Here is an 18,403-nt window from a genome sequence, read left to right as displayed (position 1 = left end):
GTGTCTTTCAGGATAAGAGGCGATGTTGTCCATATCAAAATGCCCGGGCAAGGCACGTAGCCAATGCCAAAGACTCATTTCTAACAAGTAGCGCGGGTGTTGCCTGCTGCCTTGCTCTTCCCGACCTTTGGGAATTCTCGTTTCACCACTGTATGGGAGGCCATGCGGTGCTTTTAGTGCTTGCAAGTTCAACTCAGAATGTATGAGTGAGAAAGAATGGAGCAACAACAAAGCCCCGGAAAGCGGGGCTTTGTTGTTTGATTGTCCGCTGTGTTTAGCGTGGCAGGTTGGAGGAACCTGTCAGGAACTCATCGATTGAACGAGCGGCCTGACGACCTTCGCGGATAGCCCAGACCACAAGGGACTGGCCTTTGCGCACGTCACCTGCTGCAAAGACCTTTTTGATGGAGGTCTTGTAGTCTTCGGTGTTTGCTTTCACGTTGGTGCGTGGGTCCAGCTCCAGATCGTCACCAGCTTCTTTGACGTAAGTTTCCATGTTCGGGCCTGAGAAGCCAATGGCTGCAAGAACAAGGTCTGCTTTGAGAATGAACTCAGTTCCTTCAATCGGAACACGTTTTTCATCCACACGAGCACATTTTACGCCTGTTACGTGACCGTCCTCATCACCTACGATTTCGAGCGTTGCCGCGGAAAACTCACGTTCTGCGCCTTCAGCCTGAGAGGTTGAGGTACGGAACTTCGTTGGCCAGTATGGCCAGAACTGGTTCTTATCTTCCTTCAGTGGCGGCATTGGACGGATGTCCATCTGGGTTACAGACAGAGCACCCTGACGGAAGGAGGTCCCAACGCAGTCAGATGCGGTGTCACCACCACCGACAACAACGATGTGTTTGCCGCCAGCCCAGTATGGCTCTTCGCCCGATACATCTTCACCACCAACGCGGCGGTTCTGCTGTACGAGGAAAGGCATCGCATACATCGCACCTTTGAGGTCCATACCCGGAATGCCCGGATCACGCGGACGTTCTGCACCAGTGCAAAGCAGTGTTGCGTCGTGACGTGTGTGGATCTCTTCAAACTCTACATCTTTGCCGATCTCGCAACCGTAGTGGAAGGTTACACCTTCTCCTTCCAGCTGTTCTACGCGGCGGTCAATGTAGTGTTTTTCCATCTTAAAGTCAGGAATACCATAGCGCAGCAAGCCGCCAGCACTTGATTCACGCTCATAAACATGAACTGTGTGACCAGCGCGAGCCAACTGTTGAGCAGCCGCCATGCCTGCAGGGCCAGACCCAATAACCGCAACAGTTTTACCTGTCTTGGTGGCTGCTGGTTCCGGCTTGATCCAACCTTCCTTAAAGGCGCGATCAGCGATTGCTTGTTCAACAGTCTTAATCGCGACCGGAATGTCTTCCAGATTCAGTGTGCATGCTTCCTCGCAAGGAGCAGGGCAAATACGGCCCGTGAATTCTGGGAAGTTGTTGGTTGAATGCAGATTACGAGCAGCTTCTTCCCAGTCCCCTGCAAATACCAGATCATTCCAATCTGGTATTTGGTTATTTACTGGACAACCGGCAGGACCGTGGCAAAACGGAATGCCACAATCCATACAACGAGCTGCCTGACGCTCCACTTCCGGCTGCGAGAGCGGGACAGTGAATTCGCGAAAATGGCGGATGCGATCTGATGCCGGCTGGTAGTTTTGTTCCTGCCGGTCGATCTCCAAAAAGCCAGTTACCTTACCCATGTCTTCCCCTCTTATTCCGCAGCCGCGAGGCCCAGACGCGCTGCTTTCATTTCCTGAAGCGCGCGACGGTATTCAACCGGCATAACTTTCACAAACTTCGGACGCCAGTTCTCCCAGTCATTCAGAATATTCTGAGCTTTGGTGGAACCAGTATACTTCACGTGGTTTTCAAGAATGAGACGCAGACGTTCGTCGTCGTGGCGTGTCATGTCAGCTGACAGATCCACACGTCCTTTGTACTCGATGTCGCCACCATGGTGATGCAGCTTTTCGAGCAGGTCATCTTCTTCTTGCACGGGCTGAATGTCTACCATTGCAAGGTTACAACGGGAGCCAAAAGTACCATCCTCGTCCAATACGTAAGCAACACCACCGGACATACCTGCTGCGAAGTTACGGCCAGTCTGACCGATTACAACAACAACACCGCCAGTCATGTATTCACATCCGTGGTCGCCAACACCCTCAACAACCGCAGTTGCTCCGGAGTTACGAACTGCGAAACGCTCGCCGCCAACACCACGGAAGTACACCTCACCGCTGGTTGCTCCGTAAAGAACGGTATTCCCAACAATGATGGAATTTTCCGGCACGATGCGGGTGTTTTCAGGTGGGCGTACGATAATGCGACCACCTGAGAGGCCTTTGCCTACATAGTCGTTTGCATCGCCTTCAAGATCGATCGTCACGCCCTTGGCAACAAAGGCACCAAACGCCTGACCAGCCGTACCTGTCATCGAGATATGGATGGTATCGTCTTTGAGGCCTTTTGCACCGTAGCGTTTAGCAATCTGACCAGAAAGCATTGCGCCAACGGAACGATCAACTGACTTGATCTTTGCCGGGAACTCAACTTTTTCTTTGCTTTCCAGTGCTGGCATCGCGTTGCGAATGAGTTCACGGTCCAGAACTTCGTTGATTGGATGTTCTTGAAGCTGTGACCAGCGGCTTTGTTCCTGGGCCGCATCTGGACGATAGAAGATCCTTGAGAAATCAAGGCCTTCAGACTTCCAGTGATTGATTGCAGTTTCTTTGTCGAGCATGTCGGAGCGACCGATGATTTCGTCCAGTTTCCTGACGCCGAGTTCTGCCATCAAGCCGCGAAGTTCTTCCGCTACATAGAAGAAGTAGTTGATGACGTGTTCCGGAGTGCCTTTAAAGCGTTTCCGCAGAACCGGATCCTGGGTCGCAATACCAACCGGGCAGGTGTTGAGGTGACACTTACGCATCATCAAGCAACCAGCTGCGATCAGCGGAGCTGTTGAGAAGCCATACTCATCTGCACCCAGAAGAGCGCCAACAAGTACATCACGGCCTGTGCGAAGACCGCCATCAACCTGTAAAGCGATACGGGAGCGCAGACCATTGAGAACGAGCGTTTGCTGGGTCTCAGCAAGACCCATCTCCCATGGAGAACCAGCGTGTTTCAAAGAGGTGAGTGGGGATGCACCTGTGCCACCATCAAAGCCTGAGACCGTGATGTGGTCTGCGCGCGCTTTGGCAACACCTGCTGCAACTGTTCCAACGCCAACTTCAGACACCAGCTTGACTGAGATATCTGCCTCTGGATTCACGTTCTTCAGATCGTAGATCAGCTGCGCCAGATCTTCGATTGAGTAGATGTCGTGGTGCGGAGGAGGTGAAATCAAGCCTACGCCCTGTGTGGAGTGACGCGTCTTTGCGATCACTGCATCCACTTTATGGCCTGGCAGCTGTCCGCCTTCACCCGGCTTTGCACCCTGAGCGACCTTAATCTGGATCATATCAGAGTTGACCAGATATTCGGTTGTTACACCAAAGCGGCCTGACGCAACCTGCTTGATCGCAGAACGCATTGGGTTGGGAGATCCGTCCGGCAGTGGGTTGAAGCGTTCGGCTTCTTCGCCACCTTCACCAGTATTGGATTTGCCGCCAATCTTGTTCATGGCAATCGCAAGCGATGTATGAGCTTCGCGAGAGATTGAGCCGAAAGACATTGCACCCGTTGAGAAGCGCTTTACGATGTCTTCTGCGGACTCAACTTCATCGATGTTGACTGGACGGCGTCCCAGCTCTTCTGCTGATTTGATGCGGAACATGCCACGGATTGTGTAACGGCCAGAGGCTTCGTTCACTTCCTTGGCGAACTCCAGATACTTTTCAGGCAAGTTGTTGCGTACTGCATGCTGAAGTGTGGCGATGCTGTCCGGGGTCCACATGTGGTTTTCGCCACGGGTCCGGTACGCATACTCACCGCCAACGTCCAGCGAGCGACGCAGAACAGGAATATCCTCAAATGCATCGTGGTGACGAACAACAGTCTCTTCAGCAACTTCTTTCAGGCCGATGCCTTCGATGGTTGTTGCTGTACCGAAGAAGAATTTTTCTACAAATTCTGAATTCAGGCCAACCGCGTCAAAGATCTGCGCACCACAGTAAGACTGATAGGTGGAGATGCCCATCTTGGACATGACTTTGAGCATGCCTTTGTTGATGGCCTTGATGTAGCGAGAGACAACTTCATGCTCATCCACTTCCTCAGGGAAAGACCCTTCAGAGTGCATTGAACGGATTGTTTCGAATGCGAGATAGGGGTTGATTGCCTCTGCACCATAACCGGCCAGAACGCAGAAGTGATGAACTTCGCGTGCTTCACCTGTTTCAACCACAAGACCCACTGAGGTACGAAGGCCTTTGCGGATCAGGTAGTTATGGACAGCAGCTGTCGCCAATAGTGCAGGAATTGCAATACGGGCACGTGAGATTACGCGGTCAGACAGGATGATGATGTTGTAACCACCATGCACAGCCTTTTCAGCGCGAGCACACAAGCGCTCCAGAGCATCTTCCATGCCCTCGGTCCCCTTCTCAGCAGAGTAGGTGATGTCGAGGGTTTTTGTTTGGAACTGATTGTCTTCGATGTCACCAATGGCGCGGATCTTTTCCAGATCAGCATTGGTGAGGATCGGCTGACGTACTTCCAGACGTTTGGAGGTAGAAAGACCTTTCAGATCAAACAGGTTCGGACGTGGTCCAATGAAGGACACGAGGCTCATCACCAATTCTTCACGGATCGGATCGATCGGTGGGTTGGTTACCTGCGCAAAGTTCTGCTTGAAGTAGGTGTACAGAAGCTTGGACTTGTCTGAGAGGACGGACACAGGTGTGTCAGTACCCATAGACCCCAGTGCTTCCTGACCAACGGTTGCCATTGGCTGCATGAGAAGCTTGATGTCTTCCTGCGTGTAACCAAAGGCTTGCTGACGGTCGAGAAGGGTTTCACCTGCAACCGGCGCGCGTTCGCGCACGGATGGGAGGTCTTCAAGAACCATCTGCGTGCGGTGCAGCCAGTCTTTATAAGGGTTTGCCGTGGAGAGCTGGCGCTTGATTTCTTCGTCAGAAACAATGCGGCCTTCTTCCAGGTCAATCAGGAGCATTTTGCCTGGCTGGAGACGCCACTTCTGGATGATCTTCTCTTCAGGAATGTCGAGAACACCTACTTCAGAAGACATAACCACGAAGTCATCATCAGTGACGATGTAACGGGCAGGGCGTAGACCATTACGGTCAAGCGTTGCGCCAATCTGACGACCATCTGTGAAGGCTACCGCTGCAGGTCCGTCCCATGGTTCCATGATAGAGGCATGGTACTGGTAGAAAGAACGACGGTTTTCGTCCATCAGTGGGTTGCCGGCCCATGCTTCCGGGATCAACATCATCGCTGCGTGTGCAAGGGAATAGCCGCCAGTGGTGAGGAATTCCAAGGCGTTATCGAAGCATGCTGTGTCAGACTGACCTTCGTAAGAGATCGGCCAGAGCTTATTGATGTCATCACCAAATGCCGGAGAAGACACAGACGCCTGACGGGCTGCCATCCAGTTTACGTTGCCGCGCAAGGTGTTGATTTCACCGTTGTGCGCAACCATACGGTATGGGTGAGCCAGATCCCATGACGGGAAAGTGTTGGTTGAGAAGCGCTGGTGAACCAACGCCAGCGCAGAGATAAAGCGCTCATCACGCAGATCGTCATAGTAAGCGCCAAGCTGGTACGCGAGGAACATGCCTTTGTAGACGATGGTGCGGCTGGAGAAGGAAACGACGTAGAAGCCTTTTTCTACGCCCTCAGATTTCTCGCGCACTACGTTGGAGATCACTTTGCGCAGGATAAAGAGGCGGCGCTCCAGAATATCGCCATCAGTATTGTTTGGTAGAGTTACAAACAACTGACGGGAAACAGGTTCTGTCGCTGCAATATCCGGTGCTTTCGACAAAGAAGAATTGTCGACCGGAACATCACGCCAGCCTAATACTTCTAGACCTTCATCAGAAACACATTCCGCAACGATGCTTTCGCACTGCTCGCGGAGCTTTTTATCTTGTGGAAGGAAGAAGAACGCAACGCCGTATTCGCCAGCTTCTGGAAGATCGAATCCGATCTTCGAGCATTCTTCTTTGAAAAACTCGTGTGGGACCTGGGTCAGCATACCTGCACCGTCGCCCATCAATGGGTCAGCGCCAACTGCGCCGCGGTGTGTCAGGTTTTCAACGATCTGAAGGCCGCTTTGTACCACGTGGTGAGATTGTGCGCCTTTGAGGTTAGCTATAAAGCCGACGCCACAGGCATCGTGCTCTTTGGCTGGATTGTAAAGCCCCTCAGTGGCAGCAGTGCGGAGTTTTTCCGTAACGGTGCCTGTGGTGGTAGCTCGGGTTTTCATAGGTTCCCCCCCACTCATATGCATCGTGTTTCCTCCTTTTTCTGCCATTTTTGGCCTCACTTTCGCTCATCTCAATGTGACCGGTTAAGGTCACTTCCTCGTTCGGGTCGCGGGGAGGTCTTCCTCGCGGCTCGTTCGAAGCCCCGGCACGGCTTGCCCCGGATCTGTCGAATGAAGCACGGCCTCTTTATACATAGGGCCGCCCATTCGGAGTTTCCTCCGATCTATCTTACCCCTTTGGCGAGTGCATTGCGATATGTCCGCATGGCACACATTTGGGGGAGAATGTCGCGGCGTTGGGAACGCGCCTACATCCTTCTCTTTTGCGTTGTGTGGATCTCTTAGGTGGATCGCTTGGAAGCTGTCTTCCAGATTGTCATCAACGCATGCGGGATAATAAGGACAGCACTCCTGTCCTTTTCCGCGTCGCGAACATGCCAGATTTCAGAGGGTAGAGCAAGAGCGTTTCAGAAAGTCTTTATTTCTATTCTTTTAATTTTATTAGGCCGATTGTCGCATCGGCATCTAAAACTCAAGTTAGATGCAATAATATTTCAACTATTCACGAACCTGTGAGGACGATGATCTCATTTTATTGATTTAATCGCGTGAAAATAACATGTGTTTGATTTCCCATTGATCGAGTTTTTTGTCAGAACTGTCTTCAGAGGCGAACCAAACCTGTTGAACACATCGCCGAATTTCAATTTGAGGAGTTTTGAAATGTCCAAAAAAACGTTGTCCGCTGCTGTACTTGCAACCGCTGTTACTGCTGCTGTAGCTGGTGCAAACATTACTGTTGCTGAAGCTGCTTCTAAAGAAAAATGTTACGGCGTTTCCCTTGCTGGTGAAAACGACTGTAAAGCGGGCGCTGGCACCACTTGTGCAGGTACTTCCACTGTTGACTATCAGGGCAATGCTTGGACCCTCGTACCAACCGGTACATGTGAATCCATTGAAGTCCCAGGTGACCGTAAAGGTTCTTTGACTGAACTTTCCCGCGATCTGCCTCACTAATCGCTTTACTTTACAATATACTGCGTTGCACCGGGGCGGGTTTTTCCCCTCCGGTGTTTCTTTAAGAAGAAGTCATAATATAGAACGAGGTACTGATATGTGCGCGCAAAGAGTCAATGCAAAACTACCTGCACGAGGTGGCGTGGGCTTAAAAGCTGATCATTATCATCGTATTCTCAATGACAAACCTGATATGGGCTTCTTCGAAATTCACGCGGAAAACTATATGGGTGCCGGTGGTCCTCCACACGGTTACCTTGAAGCGATCCGGCGTGATTATCCTATCTCTCTTCATGGTGTCGGGTTGTCTATTGGCGGAGCTGATCCGCTGAACAAAGAGCACCTTGCTCGCGTGAAAGATGTCGCTGATCGTTATGATCCGGGCCTTTTCAGTGAGCACCTGGCCTGGTCAACACACGACACCGAGTATTTCAATGATCTTCTGCCTCTGCCTTACACTGAGGTGACATTGCAGCAGGTCGTTGACCATATTGATGAAGTGCAGACCTTCCTTGGTCGTCAGATGTTGCTTGAAAACCCAAGTGCTTATGTGATCTTCAAGGAGAGCACCTATGAAGAAACTGAGTTTCTTCGCGAGATTGTAAAACGAACTGGCTGCGGATTGCTGCTGGACGTGAACAATGTCTTTGTTTCTGCGACGAACTCTGGTGGTTCTCCTGAAGATTATGTGGACCGATTCCCGGTTGAGCACGTTCAGGAAATTCACCTTGGCGGGCATGCACCAGAAACAGACGAGCTGGGTTATCCTCTTCTAATCGATGCACACGATCGTAAAGTTGCTGATCCTGTGTGGGCGCTTTATGCGCGGACAATTGACCGGACTGGTCCTCAACCGACTCTTATTGAGTGGGATGCGAATATTCCGACCTGGGAAATTCTCGCTTATGAAGCTGAACAGGCGGATGTGGTGATACAATCTCACATTGAGACGCAGGCTCAAGCCGCTGAGAAGCGGGGTGATCATGTCCCAAGCGCCTGATAGCACTAAGGAAAAGATTGCGTTGAAAGGTTTTGGCGTTCCTTTGCAGGATTTGCAGTCGAACATGCAAGGTTTTGACATGTTTTCGGATGGGCTGATGAATCCAGCTGTCCCTGTGCCCGATGGGGTTGTAGGGCGTGATGGTCATCCCTCTGAGAAGCGTTATGGCGTTTATCGCAATAACGTAATGGCGAGCTTGGTTGATGCGATGGCTGCCAACTTTCCAGCAGTACATGATTTAGTTGGGCGCGATTACTTTCGGGCACTTGCTGCGGAGTTCGTTCGTAAGCATCCGCCAGAGCAACCGGTACTGAGTGAGTTTGGGGGCAAGTTCTCTGAGTTCATTGGCGCGTTTCCTCCACTTTCAGACTATCCCTATCTAAAAGATGTTGCTGCGTTGGAATGGGCATGGCTGCGTGTTTACCACGGGCCAAATGCGACGCCTGTTGCACCGGATGTGTTATCCAAGATTGATCCAGCAAAACTAGGGGATGCGGTGTTTACCCCTATCCCTGCACATAGACTGATTTACTCCCGTTTTCCGCTTAGCGAGATCTGGAAACAGAACCGCTTGGAAGATGTGGGAGGCATCACTCCAGAGGCTGATCAAGTGATTTTGATTTGCCGACCAGATATGGACGTGACACTGACCGGATTGGCTCAGGACGTAGCGGCATTCGCTGATTTACTGTTCTTTGGCAAGACATTGGGAGAAGCTTCAGAAGCAGTTTCATCCTCTTACAAATTCTTTGATCTGTCGCAGGCATTGGGCTGCCTGCTGAGCGCACGCGTGTTCGCGAGCGTGGACGTCAAAGCTTAATATTGATTGCGAGGGGCCGGGCGGTAAGGCCCCCGAGTGGTGGAAAGCACCAGAGGAGGAATCCGATGAGAATGCTTGTAAATTTATACCAGGGCGTATTTGGCTGGCTGGAGCGCGTAACTGAAGGCTGGTTTCTCGGCTTGTCTGCGCGCTTTCTTTTCGCGGGCGTCCTGTTTATGTACTTCTGGAATTCGGCGCTGACCAAGTTTGGTGATGGTGCGCTCGGGTTCTTGTTTCCTTCAACCGGTGCATATGCGCAGATCTTGCCGCATATTACCGAGGCGGCTGGATACGATATCTCTCAGATCCCGTTTTTCCCATATGGCCTGATTGTGCTTTTGGGAACTTGGGGTGAAGTTATCATTCCGGTACTGATTGTTGTCGGCTTGTTTACTCGTGCCGCAAGCATTGGTTTCATTGGCTTCGTGATTGTTATGTCCATTGTGGACGTGGTTGGTCATGGCGTTGATATGCCAACAATTGGTGCACTGTTTGATCGTCATCCGTCTGCTTTGATCTTTGATCAGCGCGCACTGTGGATCTTCCTGGCAACTGTTCTTGTGATCCGTGGTCCTGGCGTCTTCTCGTTGGACTGGGTGCTGGGCAAGTGGTTTGGCATTCACCACGAAACTGGTGTTTCAGACACTAAGAGCCACGCATAAGGTTACACTGAGAGCCTGACAAACCTGCGGGTTTGCGTATAGTTATTAGAGCGTATCACTGTTGAAGTGATACGCTCTTTTTCGTTTGCGTATATGACTGGAGCATGCGCACTCAGAACTATGGGAGATCGTGTTGCAGATCATGTGCTTGAATGGTTGGGGAGGGACGCTCTACTCTGACTTGCTGCCGTATTTATCTCAGGCTGTGCCTGATGTTCTTTGTCTGCAAGAGGTGGTTCATACACCGGAAAGCGATAAGGACTGGCTGACTTATAGGGATGGTGATCACATCTTACCTCAGCGGGCAAATTTCTTCCGTGATGTGTGTGCGGCACTGCCTGAGCATGTTGCCGTCTTTTGTCCTGCTGCTCAGGGTGTGCTCTGGGATGAAGAGCAGTCTATCTCATCTCAATGGGGTCTCGCCACGTTTGTGCATCGTTCCTTTCCCATCGTTGGTCAGGTGCAAGGATTTGTGCACAAAATTTACGCTGCGGCAGGTTATGGAGACCATCCACGCTCTCGCAGTGTGCATGGAGTTCGTGTTTATGATTATGCAACAGATCGTACTGTGAGCATCACCCATATGCATGGCCTGCGTGACTTAAATGGTAAGAAGGACACGCCAGAACGCTTTGAACAAGCGAAGCGGTTGCTCAATATTTCGCAGGCGGTTTCTGAGCCCGGTGATCTAAGAGTGGTATGTGGAGATTTTAATGTAGAGCCTGGCAGTGAGACCATTCGTTTGTTGGAAGACGATGGCCTTGTTGAGTTGGTCAATCATTATGAGATCGAAACCACGCGGAACTCCCATTACAAAAAACCGGGAAAATTTGCCGATTACATGCTGATTGATCGGGTTGAGGAGATTATAGACTTTCAAGTGCTTCAAAAACCTGAGGTTTCTGATCATTGTCCGCTTGTTTTGACACTGAAAACGGATGCTCAGAAGGATCAACTGCACAAAGACTCTGTACAAGTGCTGTTGACCTAGAGAGCTTATGGCGGAGAGCTGCGCCCTATAGGCCAAAAATGGCTTGAGTTCCCTCGGTTTGTTGTTATTCAAACCCTATGATTTTTGCGAGTGACAACTGGGCAGGTGCGACGAGTGCAGTTATGACTGCACTTGCGAACCATACAAGCGGCTTTGCCACCGCTTATGGGGTTGATCCATTGAGCCGCTCTATTGAGCAACAGTTCAATGATCTCTTTGAAAAAGAAGTTGCCGTGTTTCTGGTTTCTACAGGAACAGCAGCCAATTCGCTGGCGCTTGCGACCTATGCGAAGCCGGGCGGGGCAGTGTTTTGTCATGAAGATGCACACATCAATGTTGATGAGTGCCATGCTCCGGAATTCTTTACGGCTGGCAATAAGCTGATTGGTATTGGTGGCGAACATGGCAAACTTACGCCTGATGCGCTGCGTACAGCGATGGACAAGGTGCCGGATAATAATCCGATGCATGGCCGTCCTGCTGCGGTATCCATCTCTCAGGTGACAGAGTTTGGGACCATCTACCAGCTTGATGAAATTCAGGCACTGGCAGATGTGGCCCATTGCCGGAATGTGCCGTTGCATATGGATGGCGCCCGTTTTGCGAATGCGTTGGTGTCTCTGGATGTCTCTCCTGCGGAGATGACATGGAAAGCCGGCGTGGATGTTCTGTCCTTTGGCGGTACCAAGAACGGTTGTTGGTGTGCAGAAGCTGTTGTGTTCTTCAACCCTGAAGAGTCTGAGGGCTTTGAATATTTGCGCAAGCGGGCTGCTCAGGTCTTCTCAAAGGCGCGCTTTATTTCTGCGCAATTTGAAGGTTACCTGAAGGACGATGACTGGCTGGCTTCAGCGCGTCACGCTAACGCGATGTGTATGCGTCTTGCCAATGGTATGCGCGATATTGAAGGCGTGCGATTGCCGATCGAACCACAGGCCAACGAACTGTTCCCAGTGTTCACCAAAACACAGGTGGCACGTCTGGAAGCTGCTGGCGCGAAGTTTTATGATATTCCAGCGGATTTCGTCTCAGAAGATGAAGTGTTCCTTCGCTTGGTGACCTGCTTTGCGACCACACCAGAGATGGTAGACGAGTTTCTGACGCATCTGCGTGGGTAATTGCGTCAAACAGCCTGTATCGCGATTGCATCTTATGATTGCGGTGTGGAGCAGAAGGGCATAGAATGCTGGTCTGCGGAGGGATATAAATCCGCAGACCAGCGGGGCACCTGCAAGGGGTTAGCAAGGGTGTTAGAGGCTAACCCTTGCGGTGTCAGTCCAGTGGGTTCAAGGCAAGGCCTTAAGTGAACTAACCTACCCTTCTTATTTTGCGTGTAACTTACCACTCGATAATTCTTAAGTGGCTGTGTGGTCGTAGGGAACGCAGAAATTCCAGAAAATAGAAACAGATGCAGAGAGAGTATCTCTGTGTTTGCTGACACGCGCATAAAAGAACGCCCCGCTGGGGCAAGCGGGGCGTTGATTGTGTCTGGCCCTTACTGGGGGGAGAGGCAGCCAGACAAATCCGCATAGGAGGATTGCGGAGGAGGAACCTGTTGATTTGAGTGAGATTGATTGGCAGGGGCGTGCCAATCAATCTTGGAGAGACATTGGAAAATCTAGAATGTTACAAGGGTGGCCACTCGCGAGGGGGAGTTTGGGAGGAAGGTTCCTCGCGAGGGCTTTGGGTTTTGAAGGCGTATTCTTATCTGAAAACCGGTTTCCGTTTTTCAGGAATAGGCATCAGTGGGCTACTGTTTCACCTTCAATTTGTTTGTGTTCTTTTTTGTCTCCAGCCGTGATGTTGATTTTGCGCGGTTTTTTTGCCTCAGGAATTTCTCTGATGAGATCAATGTGGAGCAATCCGTGCTCCAGACTTGCGCCAATCACTTTCACATACTCGGCGATCTGGAAGCGGCGTTCAAAAGCGCGGGAGGCGATACCTCGGTAGAGAACTTCTTTTTCGTCGCTTTCAGGCTTTTTCTCGCCGGAAACAGTCAAGACATGTTCTTTAGCTTCAATCGTCAGTTCATCTTCCTTAAAACCGGCTACTGCCATGGAGATGCGGTATGCGCTCTCTCCTGTGCGCTCAATGTTGTAAGGAGGATAGGCTGAGCCCTGTTGTTCCGTTCCTGAATCCAGCATGGAGAAAAGACGGTCGAAACCAACAGTGGAACGGTAGAGGGGGGTAAGATCGAAATGACGCATTTTATGTGTCCTCTTTTGTGTGACCAACTGGCCATCTGAGCAACGTTCACCATTCGCCGCAAAGCGCGCAGACGATGAAATTTCCTTTTGCTTACAGTGCCTTCCCGTTCGTGGCGAAGGTTCTAAGCGGTGTCAGACCCACTCTGTGGCGCCTGTGATTTTGAGATGGGGACGGGGCGAATAAGTTTCAAGAGTTTTTTTCAAATTAGGTGTTTTTGCTGGAATGATGCCCGCATTTTCAGATTAACAGAACCTGAACAGGCGCTTCTGATCCCGTACATCCGCGCCTTGTTACGTTCTCCTTGTATTCAGGCAAACCCTATTGCCGACAAGGAGAGAACAGATGAATGCTTTGAAGAAAAAAGTAACCGGACTGGCCGCTGCAGCTGTTGTTGTTCTGGGAGTTTCTGGTGCGGCGGCTCCGGCAAATGCAGGCGCTCAATTCACCTACGATGGACCAAACGTAAGCGTTCAGGTCACGCAGGCTCACTATAAGAAGAACCGTCATTGGGGACATGGGCAACACCATGCATTGAACAAGAAGCAGGTGAAACGCCGTCTACGGGCCTGGGGTTACCGGAACTTCAAAAAAGTAAAGCGTAAGGGCGACGTGTATATTGTAAAAGCCAGCTGGCAGGGGCAACACCGGGCACGTCTGGTTGTTGATGCCTATAGCGGCTGGATCATCAAGTACCGTTATCTGGGGTACTAAGAAGCATTCCCGAGATCTTAATCTGTTTATCCGTCTGACCTGCCTCTTTGCTATCAAGGCAGGTCTTTCGGTGTTTAGGCTCTAGTATGCTGTCTCTTTAATGCGCCCGGGATAAGCCTTGTCATAGGCGTCGCCGTCAAACTCCACTTTTGACAGTGCTTGCGCCATTTGTCCGGCAGTTGGAACCGTTTTGCGGTCTACCTTCGCATCTTCCGTCCATAGGCCTGAGCGGTAGATGGCTTTCTGACACTGGTAGTAGATGGTTTCGACTGTGACAACCATGATAGATTTCGGCAGTTTACCTTCTATCTTATGAGCTTCCAGCCGGAATGGGTCTGCAGAGATTTTGGCTTTTCCGTTGATGCGGATGGTTTCACCGACACCAGGGATCATAAACAGCAAAGAGACACGTGGATCCTGAACGATGTTACGCAAACTATCGATGCGGTTGTTGCCGCGACGGTCTGGAAACTCGATGGTTTTTTCATCAATGACCTTTACAAAGCCTGCAGGGTCCCCACGTGGAGAGCAGTCGGTGCCTTCTTCAGAAACAGTTGTGAGTGCGAAGAAAGGAGAGGTTTCGATAAAGGTTTTGTAGTGCTGAGAAATATAGCCGACTTCTTTATCGATAGAGATTTGTTTCGGGCTTCCATAGAGCTCTTCGAGCTGAGCTAGGCTGGTAATCTCGTGGGAAACAGATGTTAGGTCTGTGTCTTGCATGTAAATATCCTTGTTACCGCGTACTGAGATGGAAAAACTTCCAGAAATTGCGGTTGCGGCCTGTTGCTTGGAAAGGCTATCAAATTGAGAGTGAGAGAACTAGAGGTTACGCGCTGATGGTACTGGTCAACACGGATTTCAATCGGGTTCCAGAGGGAACGGAGTCTGGTTTTATCCAGACAGAAGACAACGTGAAAATCCGTTGGGCACGCTGGGCTCCGACCGCGTCTCCGCTCAAGGGGACTGTGACTGTTGTCCAAGGCCGTACCGAGTTTATTGAGAAATACTTTGAGGTTGTTGAGGAACTGCGGGCGCGTGGGTTCTATGTGGTGGCTTTTGATCTGCGCGGGCAGGGTGGTTCTGAGCGTTTGTTGAAGAACGAGCGACGTGGCCACGTTGAGAGCTTTGATGAGTTTGCTCTGGATTTGCACGCTGTTTTGGACAATGTCTCGCTTTCTGATTGCCCTGGGCCGCACTTCCTTCTGGCGCACTCAACCGGTGGCGCTGTGGTTATGCATGCTAACCGGCGGCTGAAGACCAAGATTGACCGTGCGGTGCTAACAGCTCCCCTCGTCGGCCTTGCGATGAAGGGGCGTATGGTCAAGATGGCAGGTGCGCTTGCCAAGACGCTTGTCTGGGTTGGCATGGGGAACGCTTTTGTTCCCGGCGGCAATGACAAGATCCTTGTCGACTATGACGGCAATACGCTCACGTCTGACCCGGATCGCTTCAAGCGCATGAATGCTATTCTTGAAGAAGCGCCTCAATTGGGGCTGGGTTCTCCGACGGTGAGCTGGTTCCGTGCTATGGGATTGGCGACAGAGCGCTTCAGAGAGCCTGAATTCCAGATTGAGTTCGGCGTGCCATCCTTAGTCATCGGCGCGGGAAAGGATCAGATCGTCTCGACTGACGATGCAGAGGAAGTCTGCCGCTCTTGCCCAGGTATGAGTTTTCTGGAAATTCGAGGATCTCGCCATGAGATTCTTATGGAGCGAGATCCTTATCGTGAGCAATTCTGGGCTGCATTTGATGCGTTTATTCCGGGAAGCGCGGACTAAACAGCTGCTTTTGCCAGCTTGGTGAGTAGCTCATCGTGGAGGCGCTTGTCGCCTGTGGCAAGCACCTGTCCGCCGTCTGCTGCATTGCCTCCGGTCCAGTTAGTGACGAAACCGCCAGCGCCTTCGATGATTGGGATGAGGGCAAGGATGTCGTAGGTGTTCATGCCGGTCTCAATGACTGCATCAAAGCCTGCTGCTGCCACCATGGCGTAGCCGTAACAATCTGTGCTGTAGCGGGTGAGGCGAGCTTCTGCGCAGATCGTGTCCCATACCGGGCGCTCGACTTCATTGAACAAGGCTGGCTCGGTCGTGGTGATGATTGCCTCTGACAAGGATGCGCAGCTGCGGGTTTTCAGGGTGCGCTTGCCGAGCGGACCAGTCATGAAAGCTTCGTTGCAATCGCCCCAAAAGCGCTCGCTGTTGTACGGCTGGCTCATAATGCCTTGAGATGCTTTGCCGTTGGTTCTGAGGCCAATCAGTGTGCCCCACAACGGGGTGCCACAGATGAAAGAGCGTGTGCCGTCAACTGGATCAAGAACCCAGACATTCTCTGCCTCTTCGCGGACCTTGCCGTATTCCTCACCGATGATGCCGTGATCCGGGCGCTCTGCTTCCAGAACCGCGCGGATTGCTTCTTCTGCTGAACGATCCGCGATAGTGACTGGATCAAAGCCTGCTTCCAGTTTGTTGTCTACCTCGTAGCCACTGCGGAAGTGCTGCATGGTTTTAGCATCCGCGGCGTCAGCAAGTTTGTGAAGAAAAGCATAATCAGGACTGGGAGAGGTCATATCAATTTATCCGGTAGGAGCAGTCAATTGCATGCGCACCATAGTCAGGATTTAGAAAAGTGCAAATGTCTATGGCTCTGAGACCGGTTTTAGTTCGTAAATGCTCTTGTTGAAACCATGCGTTGGTGTCTACGACTTACTGCTAAACTATCGTGTGAAACTCATACCAACGGCTATGATCCCTGAAAAATCAGGGTGTTGTCTCAAGGATACAAACTGGCCAATTCGTATAGGAACAGCCCGATTACGGAGCTGAATGCTTGACGTGTTTGCGATGCGATGCGAGTTTTATTGCAGCGCGACATTCAGTGTCTGCGCCGCCCTTCGCGAAGGGCGTTTCCTCCCTAGACTAAGGGCCGCCTCCAGATGAGAGCGGCCTTTTTTTTGTCTGGTTGTTAATGTTCTCCGTCGTAGGGAGGTGCAGGCAAGGGGAGAACAAGGTGCCGAATTTTTTTGAGAGTCCGTTTAAGGGAACCCCGCTTCAGGAGCAGGTGACCAATCCCAACATTATTGTTGGAAAGCATTCCTACTATTCTGGTTATTATCACGGCCACAGCTTTGATGAGTGTGCCCGATACCTACGCTCAGATGAAGAGACGCAAGACAAGCTGATAATCGGTGCGTATTGCTCTATCGGTTCAGGGGCAGCGTTTATGATGGCCGGTAACCAGGGACACCGTCCTGAATGGGCCACAACGTTTCCATTTCACTATTTTGATGAGCCTGCTTTTGAAGGAGCTCACGACGGTTTCAAACCTGCAGGTTCAACATGTGTCGGCAATGATGTCTGGATTGGTTCTGAAGCGATGATCATGCCGGGCGTGCAGATCGGTAATGGCGCATTGATTGGCAGCCGTGCAGTCGTGACTAAGAATGTACCGGCCTATGCTGTTGTGGCCGGTAATCCTGCAACAGTTGTGCGCTCCCGCTTTTCTGAAGAACAAGTTCAGATGCTATTGGAGATGAAATGGTGGGATTGGACAGATGAAGTCCTGAAAGGGGCCATGCCTCTTATGTGTTCCTCAGATATTGAGAGGCTTTACGACTACTGGCTTGGTTTTTAGGCAGTATGGACTGGGGCTGCAGGTTATTCTGCAGCCAGAGTTTCTCTGGTAAAGCTTTCCGTTACCATCTCGACCAAGGCAGTAATGAACTCCATCAGGTCTTTGCGCAGGTCGTGGAAACCTGAGTGTGGCTGGTGGGTGTGCTCATCCATGTAGAGTGCTCGGTTGATCTCAACCTGCAGCGCGTGCACGCCGCGTTCTGGCTTGCCGTAGTTTTCTGTGATGTAGCCGCCAGCATACGGGCGATTGAGAGCTACGTTATAGCCCATGTTTTGCAATAGTCCGACTGCACAGGATGAAAGCCAGGCAGAACAGCTAGTCCCGAACCTATCCCCAATGACGAAGTCGGCTTTGGGGTCGTGGTTCTTGTTTGAGTTGGCGGACGGCATTGAATGGCAGTCTACCAGGACTGCGAGACCAAACTTGTCCTGTACGTTGCTCAAAAGGCCACGCAGGGTGTTGTGGTAGGGCTTGTAGACTTGCTCAATGCGATCCAGCGCTTCTTCCGCCGGAATACGCGTGTGGTAGATTTCTCTGCGCTCACCCACAATGCGGGCGATAGTTCCAAGACCTCCTGCAACACGCAGAGAGCGCGAGTTGATGTGCTTGGGGAGCTTGCCTTCAAACATCTTTGGATCGAGCTCATAGGCCTCTCTGTTCACATCAAGGTAAGCACGCGGGAAGTTGGCTTTTAGAACCGGTGCACCTAGCTGCTCGACATCCTTGATGAGAAGATCGACAAATGCATCCTCGCTTTGTCTGATCTGGGTGGTGTCCAATCGAGAGGCTTGAAGGAACGACGAAAGGTACGCGCGCCCGGAGTGGGGGCTGTTAAAAATAAAAGGGACAGAATGTTCATCTGGGGAGAGTACCTCAAATGCGGGTACCTGAACTCCGGTGTCAAGCGCACTGCTGTAGTTCGCTATCGCCTTAATCTGATGATCTTCCAAAACTGTCACAGAGCC

16 protein-coding genes are annotated in these 18,403 nt (G+C 51.3%); 9 read left to right on the top strand and 7 right to left on the bottom strand.

What is annotated here, in order from left to right:
• From PsW64_RS27735 to gltB, 3 genes are all read right to left on the bottom strand, one after another.
• The coding region (locus tag PsW64_RS27735) for a hypothetical protein (RefSeq protein WP_206599538.1) at positions 1-186 on the bottom strand (186 nt) is incomplete at its 3' end.
• Positions 187-274: 88 nt separating this feature from the next.
• Entirely contained in the window at positions 275-1,708 is a 1,434-nt protein-coding gene (locus tag PsW64_RS04385) for a glutamate synthase subunit beta (RefSeq protein ID WP_063302808.1), read from the bottom strand.
• An 11-nt stretch (positions 1,709-1,719) separates the two neighbouring features.
• On the bottom strand, positions 1,720-6,402 hold the full coding sequence (gltB, locus tag PsW64_RS04380) for a glutamate synthase large subunit (RefSeq protein WP_082831005.1): 4,683 nt from the start codon (positions 6,400-6,402) through the stop codon (positions 1,720-1,722).
• Positions 6,403-7,125: 723 nt separating this feature from the next.
• Here gltB and PsW64_RS04375 point away from each other — a divergent pair.
• The 6 genes from PsW64_RS04375 (at position 7,126) to PsW64_RS04350 (ending at position 12,007) form a co-directional block, all read left to right on the top strand.
• On the top strand, positions 7,126-7,419 hold the full coding sequence (locus PsW64_RS04375) for a BufA1 family periplasmic bufferin-type metallophore (RefSeq protein ID WP_057461822.1): 294 nt from the start codon (positions 7,126-7,128) through the stop codon (positions 7,417-7,419).
• 97 nt (positions 7,420-7,516) lie between these two features.
• Positions 7,517-8,419: an MNIO family bufferin maturase gene (gene bufB, locus PsW64_RS04370; RefSeq protein ID WP_063302807.1), complete on the top strand. Its 903-nt coding sequence runs from the start codon at positions 7,517-7,519 to the stop codon at positions 8,417-8,419.
• Positions 8,403-9,239: an HvfC/BufC family peptide modification chaperone gene (locus PsW64_RS04365; protein ID WP_063302806.1), complete on the top strand. Its 837-nt coding sequence runs from the start codon at positions 8,403-8,405 to the stop codon at positions 9,237-9,239. The genes bufB and PsW64_RS04365 overlap by 17 nt, the downstream gene beginning before the upstream one ends.
• A 71-nt stretch (positions 9,240-9,310) precedes the next feature.
• Positions 9,311-9,901 (top strand): DoxX family protein, encoded by a 591-nt coding sequence (locus PsW64_RS04360; protein WP_057461819.1) that lies wholly within the window; start codon positions 9,311-9,313, stop codon positions 9,899-9,901.
• A gap of 133 nt (positions 9,902-10,034) precedes the next feature.
• A complete protein-coding gene (locus tag PsW64_RS04355; RefSeq protein ID WP_063302815.1) occupies positions 10,035-10,892 on the top strand; it encodes an endonuclease/exonuclease/phosphatase family protein in 858 nt (285 codons plus the stop codon).
• Positions 10,893-10,969: 77 nt separating this feature from the next.
• A complete protein-coding gene (locus PsW64_RS04350) occupies positions 10,970-12,007 on the top strand; it encodes a threonine aldolase family protein (RefSeq protein WP_063302805.1) in 1,038 nt (345 codons plus the stop codon).
• A 624-nt stretch (positions 12,008-12,631) separates the two neighbouring features.
• On the opposite strand, the gene PsW64_RS04345 is transcribed toward PsW64_RS04350, so the two are convergent.
• Positions 12,632-13,096 (bottom strand): Hsp20 family protein, encoded by a 465-nt coding sequence (locus PsW64_RS04345; protein WP_057461817.1) that lies wholly within the window; start codon positions 13,094-13,096, stop codon positions 12,632-12,634.
• A gap of 343 nt (positions 13,097-13,439) precedes the next feature.
• Here PsW64_RS04345 and PsW64_RS04340 point away from each other — a divergent pair, with 343 nt between their 5' ends.
• Positions 13,440-13,808, top strand: a complete 369-nt coding sequence (locus PsW64_RS04340; RefSeq protein WP_063302804.1) for a hypothetical protein — start codon at positions 13,440-13,442, stop codon at positions 13,806-13,808.
• An 81-nt stretch (positions 13,809-13,889) separates the two neighbouring features.
• On the opposite strand, the gene PsW64_RS04335 is transcribed toward PsW64_RS04340, so the two are convergent.
• Positions 13,890-14,528 carry a pyridoxamine 5'-phosphate oxidase family protein gene (locus tag PsW64_RS04335; RefSeq protein ID WP_063302803.1) on the bottom strand — a complete coding sequence of 213 codons (639 nt, stop codon included), beginning with the start codon at positions 14,526-14,528 and terminating at the stop codon, positions 13,890-13,892.
• A 116-nt stretch (positions 14,529-14,644) separates the two neighbouring features.
• On the opposite strand from PsW64_RS04335, the gene PsW64_RS04330 reads away from it, so the two are divergent.
• Positions 14,645-15,586 (top strand): alpha/beta fold hydrolase, encoded by a 942-nt coding sequence (locus PsW64_RS04330; protein ID WP_063302802.1) that lies wholly within the window; start codon positions 14,645-14,647, stop codon positions 15,584-15,586.
• On the opposite strand, the gene hisN is transcribed toward PsW64_RS04330, so the two are convergent.
• Positions 15,583-16,374 carry a histidinol-phosphatase gene (gene hisN, locus PsW64_RS04325; RefSeq protein ID WP_063302801.1) on the bottom strand — a complete coding sequence of 264 codons (792 nt, stop codon included), beginning with the start codon at positions 16,372-16,374 and terminating at the stop codon, positions 15,583-15,585. The genes PsW64_RS04330 and hisN overlap by 4 nt on opposite strands.
• 440 nt (positions 16,375-16,814) lie before the next feature.
• Here hisN and catB point away from each other — a divergent pair, with 440 nt between their 5' ends.
• Positions 16,815-17,438: a type B chloramphenicol O-acetyltransferase gene (gene catB / locus PsW64_RS04320; protein ID WP_063302800.1), complete on the top strand. Its 624-nt coding sequence runs from the start codon at positions 16,815-16,817 to the stop codon at positions 17,436-17,438.
• Positions 17,439-17,461: 23 nt separating this feature from the next.
• Here the strand turns inward: catB and PsW64_RS04315 are convergent, their stop codons facing one another.
• Positions 17,462-18,277 (bottom strand): N-formylglutamate amidohydrolase, encoded by an 816-nt coding sequence (locus PsW64_RS04315; protein ID WP_082596602.1) that lies wholly within the window; start codon positions 18,275-18,277, stop codon positions 17,462-17,464.
• Positions 18,278-18,403 lie beyond the last annotated feature (126 nt).

The organism is Pseudovibrio sp. W64, from assembly GCF_001623145.1.
In the GTDB taxonomy this organism is placed as follows: Bacteria; Pseudomonadota; Alphaproteobacteria; order Rhizobiales; family Stappiaceae; genus Pseudovibrio.
The sequence above is the reverse complement of the archived record's forward strand: the minus strand, read 5'-3'. Positions and strand labels throughout refer to the sequence as shown.